The sequence below is a fragment of the Sulfitobacter sp. PR48 genome (assembly GCF_028807335.1).
Taxonomy (GTDB): domain Bacteria; phylum Pseudomonadota; class Alphaproteobacteria; order Rhodobacterales; family Rhodobacteraceae; genus Sulfitobacter.
Genome location: NZ_JARAMM010000010.1, coordinates 193,554 through 201,150, shown reverse-complemented (window position 1 = coordinate 201,150; position 7,597 = coordinate 193,554). Strand labels below are relative to the sequence as shown.

9 protein-coding genes are annotated in these 7,597 nt (G+C 63.2%); 7 read left to right on the top strand and 2 right to left on the bottom strand.

The features are described from left to right. Positions 1-318 precede the first annotated feature (318 nt). Positions 319-843 carry an isopentenyl-diphosphate Delta-isomerase gene (idi, locus tag PVW51_RS15045; RefSeq protein WP_274575858.1) on the top strand — a complete coding sequence of 175 codons (525 nt, stop codon included), beginning with the start codon at positions 319-321 and terminating at the stop codon, positions 841-843. 4 nt (positions 844-847) lie between these two features. Here the strand turns inward: idi and PVW51_RS15040 are convergent, their stop codons facing one another. Further along, positions 848-1,225 (bottom strand): GFA family protein, encoded by a 378-nt coding sequence (locus tag PVW51_RS15040; RefSeq protein ID WP_274575857.1) that lies wholly within the window; start codon positions 1,223-1,225, stop codon positions 848-850. A gap of 109 nt (positions 1,226-1,334) precedes the next feature. On the opposite strand from PVW51_RS15040, the gene PVW51_RS15035 reads away from it, so the two are divergent. Then, the gene (locus PVW51_RS15035; RefSeq protein ID WP_274575856.1) at positions 1,335-2,036 is read left to right on the top strand and encodes a helix-turn-helix transcriptional regulator; all 702 of its coding nucleotides are present in this window, start codon (positions 1,335-1,337) and stop codon (positions 2,034-2,036) included. A 68-nt stretch (positions 2,037-2,104) separates the two neighbouring features. On the opposite strand, the gene PVW51_RS15030 is transcribed toward PVW51_RS15035, so the two are convergent. Further along, complete coding sequence (locus PVW51_RS15030) at positions 2,105-3,013, bottom strand: LysR family transcriptional regulator (RefSeq protein WP_269360802.1); 909 nt, start codon at positions 3,011-3,013, stop codon at positions 2,105-2,107. Between the two features lie 92 nt (positions 3,014-3,105). Between PVW51_RS15030 and PVW51_RS15025 the strand changes: the two genes are divergently transcribed. From PVW51_RS15025 to PVW51_RS15005, 5 genes are read left to right on the top strand one after another with little or no spacing between them, the layout of a single operon-like run. Continuing rightward, positions 3,106-4,068 (top strand): TAXI family TRAP transporter solute-binding subunit, encoded by a 963-nt coding sequence (locus tag PVW51_RS15025; RefSeq protein ID WP_274575855.1) that lies wholly within the window; start codon positions 3,106-3,108, stop codon positions 4,066-4,068. Positions 4,069-4,077: 9 nt separating this feature from the next. Further along, positions 4,078-5,937, top strand: a complete 1,860-nt coding sequence (locus tag PVW51_RS15020; protein ID WP_274575854.1) for a TRAP transporter permease — start codon at positions 4,078-4,080, stop codon at positions 5,935-5,937. After that, positions 5,934-6,602 carry an acyclic terpene utilization AtuA family protein gene (locus PVW51_RS15015; protein WP_274575852.1) on the top strand — a complete coding sequence of 223 codons (669 nt, stop codon included), beginning with the start codon at positions 5,934-5,936 and terminating at the stop codon, positions 6,600-6,602. Before PVW51_RS15020 ends, PVW51_RS15015 begins: the two co-directional genes overlap by 4 nt. Next, a complete protein-coding gene (locus PVW51_RS15010) occupies positions 6,595-7,278 on the top strand; it encodes an acyclic terpene utilization AtuA family protein (protein ID WP_274575851.1) in 684 nt (227 codons plus the stop codon). Before PVW51_RS15015 ends, PVW51_RS15010 begins: the two co-directional genes overlap by 8 nt. Then, the gene (locus PVW51_RS15005; protein WP_274575849.1) at positions 7,265-7,564 is read left to right on the top strand and encodes an AtuA-related protein; all 300 of its coding nucleotides are present in this window, start codon (positions 7,265-7,267) and stop codon (positions 7,562-7,564) included. Before PVW51_RS15010 ends, PVW51_RS15005 begins: the two co-directional genes overlap by 14 nt. Positions 7,565-7,597 lie beyond the last annotated feature (33 nt).

Here is a 7,597-nt window from a genome sequence, read left to right as displayed (position 1 = left end):
GATCACATTGCTGCGCTCACATCAGGGCGCCAGCGGCAAAATCCGTCTCGCGCGGGTGGGCGACAATGAATGTCAACACGACCTAGTGCATCTTCCAAGGCAGCGAATGCAACCTTGCAAAGCCAGGGCATCGGCCGAACGTCAAAGTGGCTTGCCCTCAACCATATGAATAACATGGCATTTCATGAGGCTGAAGATGATCTGCTGCGTTCATATGTCACCCTCCAATGCATCCGGAATCGACAGGATAGATGGGCGCCTCGGGGTCTAGATCGAAGACCTTGCGCAGTCGACAGGTTTGGTGGCAGGAAGGGCCGCATGACGCCTACCGATATCATGATCCCCGCCTGGATCGACGGCACGCTGACGCCCGTCGAAAAACTGGCAGCGCACCAGCGCGGGCTGCGCCACCTGGCGGTTTCGGTCTTTGTCATGCGGGCCGGAAAGATACTGATCCAGCAGCGGGCGCTTGGCAAATATCATACACCGGGGCTCTGGGCGAACACCTGTTGCACACATCCCGAATGGGGAGAGGCAGCGCTGGCCTGCGCCAACCGCCGCCTGGATGAGGAACTGGGCATCACGGGGCTCGACCTGGACCATCGTGGACAGGTCGAATACCGCGCCGAGGTGGGCAACGGATTGATCGAACATGAACTGGTCGAGGTCTTCCTTGCCGAGGCCCCCGCCGATCTGCCCCTTGCCCCGAACCCCGCCGAGGTGATGGCGACCCGCTGGATCACCCCCGCCGCGCTGGCGGCAGAGATCGCGGCAACGCCCACCCTCTTCACGCCCTGGCTGCGCATCTACCTGGAACAGCACAGCAGCATGATCTTCGACTGAGGCGCTATCCCGCGCCCATCTGCTCTGCCGGTGCCCAGGCGGGCGCGTCGGAGGTGAATTCATGATAGCTGATCCGCAGACCCGGATCACTGTCCAGACATTGCGCGTTGATCGGAAAAGCCTCGTCCGGTGACAAGGGCTCGCCCAGTGACGTGCCGCAACCCTTGCAGAAGGACCGCATATAGGTGCTGCCAGGTGGGGGTGCGATGGTCTCGATCATGTCGCGGCCCTGCGCCAGCCTGAACTGGTCCCGCCCGACAAAAACCACCGTCGATGTGCCCAGCTTGCGGCAGCGCGAGCAGTGACAGCTGCCCATGCTCTTTGGCGTTCCCGCGATGACAAATGCCACTGCACCACAAAGGCAGCTTCCCTTGATTTCCATGATCCGTTCCATTTCCTGTTTGAATATGGCGCGGATATATCTGCACCATGCTGACAGCGTGGTGGCAGCATCATGTCACCATGATACCGGCAGTCCGAAGGAGACCCAGATGCGACGCGGCGACCGATTGTTCGAGATCATCGAAATCCTGCGCCGCGCCCGTGGCCCGATCCCCGCAAGCCGCATCGCCGCCGAGCTGGAGGTCTCACAACGCACGGTCTACCGCGACATTGCCGCCCTGATGGCGCAGCGCGTTCCGATCCTGGGTGAGGCAGGCGTGGGTTATATCCTTGAAAGCGGATTCCACATGCCGCCACTGATGCTGAAAGCGGAAGAGGTCGAAGCCGCCGTTCTGGGCGCACAATGGGTGAAAACCCGCGGAGAGCCGGAACTTGCCCGCGCCGCCGAGGCCCTGCTCGCCCGGTTGGAAGCGGTTGCGCCCCCTGCCACGCAGTCCCTGTTCTATCAGCCAGCAACCAGCGTGGCCCCCGTGATCTCGCCGTCAGAGAGGTTGGAGGCCTCTGCAATCCGTCGGGCCATCCGCGAGCGATCAAAGATCAGGCTGACCTATGTGGATGAAAGCGGCATCAGGACCGACCGCATCATCTGGCCGATCCTTCTGGGGTATCGGGACGCAGGCCGGATCATCGCAGCCTGGTGCGAACTTCGGCAATCCTTTCGCTACTTCCGTACCGAACGGATCGAAAGCGCCGAGGTGCTGGAAGCCAGGATTCCGCGCCGCATGGACCACCTGCGCGGCGACTGGAAAGCCGCGATGGACGCGGAACGCGCCCGCTTCGAGGCTCTGTAAGGGTGTTTAGACACTAGTTCAGTCACTGTATTTATCTTTCGGCAGGGCCCCGGCATCCGCTTGTTCGATTACTTACCAGCCGGAATATTGCGCCGGACATGGGCCAGGAAGGCTGACGCTGTGGGTGACAGCGACCTTCCGGGCTGGTGCACAAGTCCGATCCGCCGCCTGGCCCCGAAATCGGAAATCCCTCGCCGCACCAGCCGCTCCATCGGCAGGACCGGCAGCGTCAGGGTGGGCAGCAATATGATACCGAGGTTCACCGCCACCAGCGCCCCCGCAGTGGCAAGGTGGGCCACTTCGAACCGTGGCGACACCACCTTGTCGATGCGCTGGCAGGCGCCGTCGAACAATTCGCGCACGCTGGTGCCGCGTTCCATGGCGATCAGCGGCATTTCTACCAATTCCGCCATGTCATAGATGCGATCCTGTTCCAGCGGCCCGCCCGGTGCGCCGACAGCCACAAATGTATCGTCCATCAGGGGATGAAACGTCAGCCGCATCCGCGCCGACACGGTGCCCGCCGTGAACCCGATGTCCGCGCGCCCGGTCTCTATCGCCTCCACCACGCTGCCGGAGAGCGCGTCAATGATACGCAGGTCGATGTCCGGATGCGCCCGGGAGAAACTGGCGAGCAGATCCGGCAAGAGGCCCGCGGTCACCGATGGCAACCCCGCGATGGTCAGCCGCCCGTTGCTGGCGGACAGATGCGCATCGAATTCGGCCATCACATCCGTTGATGTGTTGACCATCCGCTCTGCCAGTTTGGCAAAGGCCAGCCCGGAGGTGGTGGGCGTGACATTGCGTGTGTCGCGGTCAAACAGACGCGCGCCCAGCCGGGCCTCCAGCGCGGCGATCTGCCGGGACAGCGCCGAGGCCGACATGCCCAGAACTTCGGAGGCCGCGCGAAACGTCCCGCTTTCACTGACGACAAGGGCCGCCTGGAAATCCGCGAGCGAGGGAGTGTTGCGTTTCATGCATCAATTATCAACAATATCTCACTTTTCACAATAGACCACTTGAGGCACCTTTCAGCAGCGCGCCATGCGGTGCAAAATGGGAGGAAACCATGAAACATTTCGTTCACGCCCTTTTGGGTGCAACCATGCTTGCCGGACCATTGTCCGCACAAAACACCGACCTGCTGATCGGATCGACCTCGGCCTCGTCCAGCCACTATGGCTATTTTGTTGCCGTGGGCCAGCTGATCAATGAAAACGCCGAAGGCCTGCGTGCATCGGTGGTCGAGACGGGTGCCACGATGGACAACATCCGGCGGATGGAGCGGGGGCAGGTCGATCTTGGGCTGGTCACCACAAACGTCGCCCAGCACGCTGTTGCAGGCAGCAATGAATTCGAAGGCAAGCAGCAGGACCTGATGCTGCTCTGGGTCTATACCGGCGCGCCGCAGAACGTGGTCATGCGGGCGGATGCTGGTGTTGCGGATCTGTCCGGCCTTGCCGGTGTCCGCTTCAATCCGGGCATCAAGGGATCGGCAACTGAATCCACCACCGAAGCTGTTTTCAACACCCTGGGGCTGACGGCGGATTACGTGCGCGGTTCGACAACGGATGTGGTCGACATGATCAAGGACAACCGGGTTGCGGGATATGTGAAATCCGGGTCGGGCAACAAACTGGACGGATCGACGATGGACATCGCCACATCGACCGAGATTGCCATTCTGGGCCTGACGCCGGAACAGTCGGACAAGCTCAGGGCCGAGATGCCCGATATCTCCGTCGTCGATATCCCCGAGGGTGCGGCAGATGGCGTGCCCGCCTATACGACCTGGAGCTTTGGCGTCGGCGTTGCAGCGCCTTCCTCGATGGACGAGGAAACCGCCTATCAGATCGTCAAATCCGTGATGGAGGATACCGAAGCGCAGGCCAATGCGATGGCCAGCCTGAAGGTCGAGAGCCTGGCCGACATCACACTGCAGTTCGGAACGATCCCGCTGCATCCCGGTGCCGCGCGCTGGTTCAAAGAGCAGGGCATCGACCTGCCCGCCAAGCTGAAACCGGCAGAGTAAGGCGTATCCATGACACTCCAGCGTGTGCAGCGGGGTCTGGCGATCTTTGTCGGTCTCTTCGTCCTCTACACAGCGGCAACCGGCCCTTTCGAGGGACTGATCCAGAGGGCCCTGTTCCTCGCGCTGGTGACCTGTCTGGGCTTTGCACTGTTTCCGCTGGGTGCCGGGAAATCCTGGCGTCCGGCGGGGCTTGCCGTCGATCTCGCGCTTTGTGCGGTATCGGTGGCGGCCTGTGCCTATGTCGTGGTGAACTACGACACGATCATGACGACCCTTCCATGGGCCACGGCCCTGGACAAGGCGCTGACCGTCGGTCTGGTGCTGGCCGTGCTGGAGCTGGGCCGGCGCACCGTCGGGATCATCTTTCCGATCCTGGTGCTGCTAGGGCTGGGCTATGCCCTGTTCGGGAACCTCCTGCCGGGGCCGCTGCGCCATCGGGGGTTCGATACGGCCTTTGTGACAGAGACGATTTTCCTGGGTGATCTGGGCATCTGGGGCATGCTGACGGGTGTCGCCGCGACGGTGATCGCGGCCTTCGTCCTTTTTGGCGCGCTGCTGCTGCACACGGGCGGCGGGCAGGCGTTCATGGATCTGGCCATGCGGTTGGGCGGTCGCCAGCCCGGCGGTGCCGCCAAGATTGCGACCATCGCCAGCGGCTTGTTCGGGATGATCTCCGGCTCTGCCGTGGCCAATGTGGCGACCACCGGCAACTTCACCATTCCGATGATGATCCGCCTCGGCTATCCACGCCCCTTCGCGGCAGCGGTCGAGGCTGTTGCCTCCACCGGCGGACAGATCGCACCGCCAATCATGGGCGCCGCGGCCTTTGTCATGGCCGAAATCCTCGGCGTGCCCTATTTGACCATCATCGTCGCCGCGATCCTGCCCGCAGTGCTGTTCTATCTGTCGGTCTTCATGACCGTGCATTTCGTGGCGCTGCGGCGCGGGCTGGCCATCGTGCCGGAGGATGAAATGCCTGCATGGGGGAGCATCCTTGCCCCGCGCCGCGTGCTGCCGATCCTCTGTGCGCTTGGCGGGCTTGGCATCGGCATCTGGATGGGGCGTTCGATCTCGACCTCCGCGTTTTACGGCATCATCGGATTGCTGATCGCCTTTTTCGGGACGGAAACCGGGCGGCTCAGCCTGCGCGAGATGGCGGGCAAACTGTTGAACGGGCTGGAGGACGCAGGCAAGGGTCTTGTCATCATCGGCGTCTTGCTGGCCGGTGCGCAGGTACTGGTGTCGATGATCAACCTGACCGGGATCGGGGTCACCCTGTCGTCACTGATTGTCAGCACGGCCGGAGATTCCATGGTGCTGGTCGCGCTGATCGTGGGCGCGGTCTGCCTGATCATGGGCATGGGGTTGCCCACGACCGCCGCTTACGTCCTGGTCGCCGCAGTGCTGGCACCGGCGATGACGGCGGTGGGGGTGGACCCGCTGGCGGCGCATCTATTTGTGTTCTATTTCGCGACCATATCCGTCATTACACCGCCCGTTTGTGTCGCGGTCTTTGTCGGCGCGGGGATCGCCGGGACCAACTGGCTGCCCGCAGCGGGAGAGGCCGTCAGGCTGGGCGCCGTCACCTATATCGTGCCCTTCCTGCTGCTGCTTTATCCCGGGATGCTGCTGGGTGGCAGCGCGCTGGACATCCTCGAAGCCGTGGCTGCCGGGCTGGTATTGGTGCTTGCGGTCCCGGCCCTGCTGTCAGGGGCCAGGCTCTACGGCCGCAAGCCGGTCGATGTCGCGATCTACGCCGTGGTCATCGCACTGGCGATCTATCCGCAGCCGGTGACCCCATTCCTGGCGCTTGCGATCCTTGTCGCGGCACATTTCACGGGCCGCGTCCAACGGAGGGCGCTGGCATGAGTGTCTTGCGGATCGGGGCGGGTGCCGGTTTTCAGGGTGACCGCATCGCACCTGCCATCGCGCTGGCCGAACGGGGACAGCTGGATTACCTGGTGTTCGAATGTCTGGGGGAACGTACCATCGCCCTTGCCCAACAGGCCCGCAGCCTCGATCCGTCACAGGGCTACGATCCCTTGCTTGAGCGGCGCATGCAGGCGGTGCTGCCCGCCTGTGTGCGGGGCGGTACGCGGATTGTCACGAACATGGGGGCTGCAAACCCGCGCGCTGCCGCCGAAAAAACCCGGGCCGTCGCGCGGGAGCTTGGGTTGACCGGGCTCAAGGTCGCAGCCGTGACAGGCGACGACGTGGTGGACCGGATCGGGGATTTCGTTCTGGATGAAACCGGCACAACCGCGTCAGCACTTGGCGACCGGCTGGTCTCGGCCAATGCCTATATCGGGATCGACGGCCTTGTCGCCGCGTTGAACGCGGGCGCCGATGTGGTCATTTGCGGGCGCGCCTCGGACCCTTCTCTGTTTCTGGCCCCCCTGGTCCACGAATTCGGCTGGGCCCGCGACGACTGGACCCGCCTGGGCCGTGGCATCCTTGTCGGGCATCTGCTGGAATGCGCGGCACAGATTCACCGGCGGCTATTTTGCCGACCCCGGTGTGAAAGACGTGCCTGATCTGGCAAATATCGGGCATCCGCTGGCCGAAGTGGACCGTGACGGCAATGCCGTCATCACCAAGCTGGACGGCAGCGGAGGCTGCGTCAGCCGGGCGACCTGCATCGAACAGATGCTTTACGAAATCCACGATCCCGCGCGTTATCTGCAACCCGATGTAGTTGCGGATTTCTCAGGCGTGCAGTTCAGGGAGATCGGCACGGACCGTGTCGCCGTGACCGGTGCATCCGGCACCCCCGCCACCGGGTTGCTGAAAGTTTCCGTCGGATTCCGCGATGGCTGGCTCGGCGAAGGCCAGATCAGCTATGCCGGGGCAAATTGCCTGGCACGGGGACAACTTGCCATCGACCTGGTGCGGGACCGGTTGGCGCATATCTCCGGCGCACTGCTGGAACAGCGTGGCGAACTGATCGGCGTGAACTCAGTCCTCCCAACAACTTCTGCCAGCGCCTGCCCCGCCGAAGTACGCATGCGCTATGCCGCACGCTGCCCTGATGCACAGACCGCCCGCGCCGTCGGGGAGGAAGTGGAAGGGCTCTACCTTGCCGGTCCGGCGGGCGGAGGTGGTGTCACCAAGGGCATACGCGAGGTGCTTGCCATCGCCTCGACCCTGATGCCTGCAGACCGTGTTGCCGTGACCTTTGATATGCAAGAGGTACAGCATGAGACTGCATGACATCGCCCACGCCCGGACCGGCGACAAGGGCGACATCTCCAACATATCGGTCATTGCCTATGACGCGGCGCATTGGCCCCTGATCCGGGATGCCGTGACGCCGGAACGGGTTGCGGCGCATTTCGGGACTTTCGATGCGGGGGATGTCACCCGTTACGACCTGCCACAGCTGCAGGCCCTCAACTTCGTGATCCGGGGCGCCCTGACCGGCGGTGTCACACGCTCGCTCGCGCTTGACGCCCATGGCAAATGCCTGGCCTCCGTCCTGCTGGAGATGCCGGTTTGAAAGCCAGCCTTCGCTGAGAGGCTTCATAGGCGG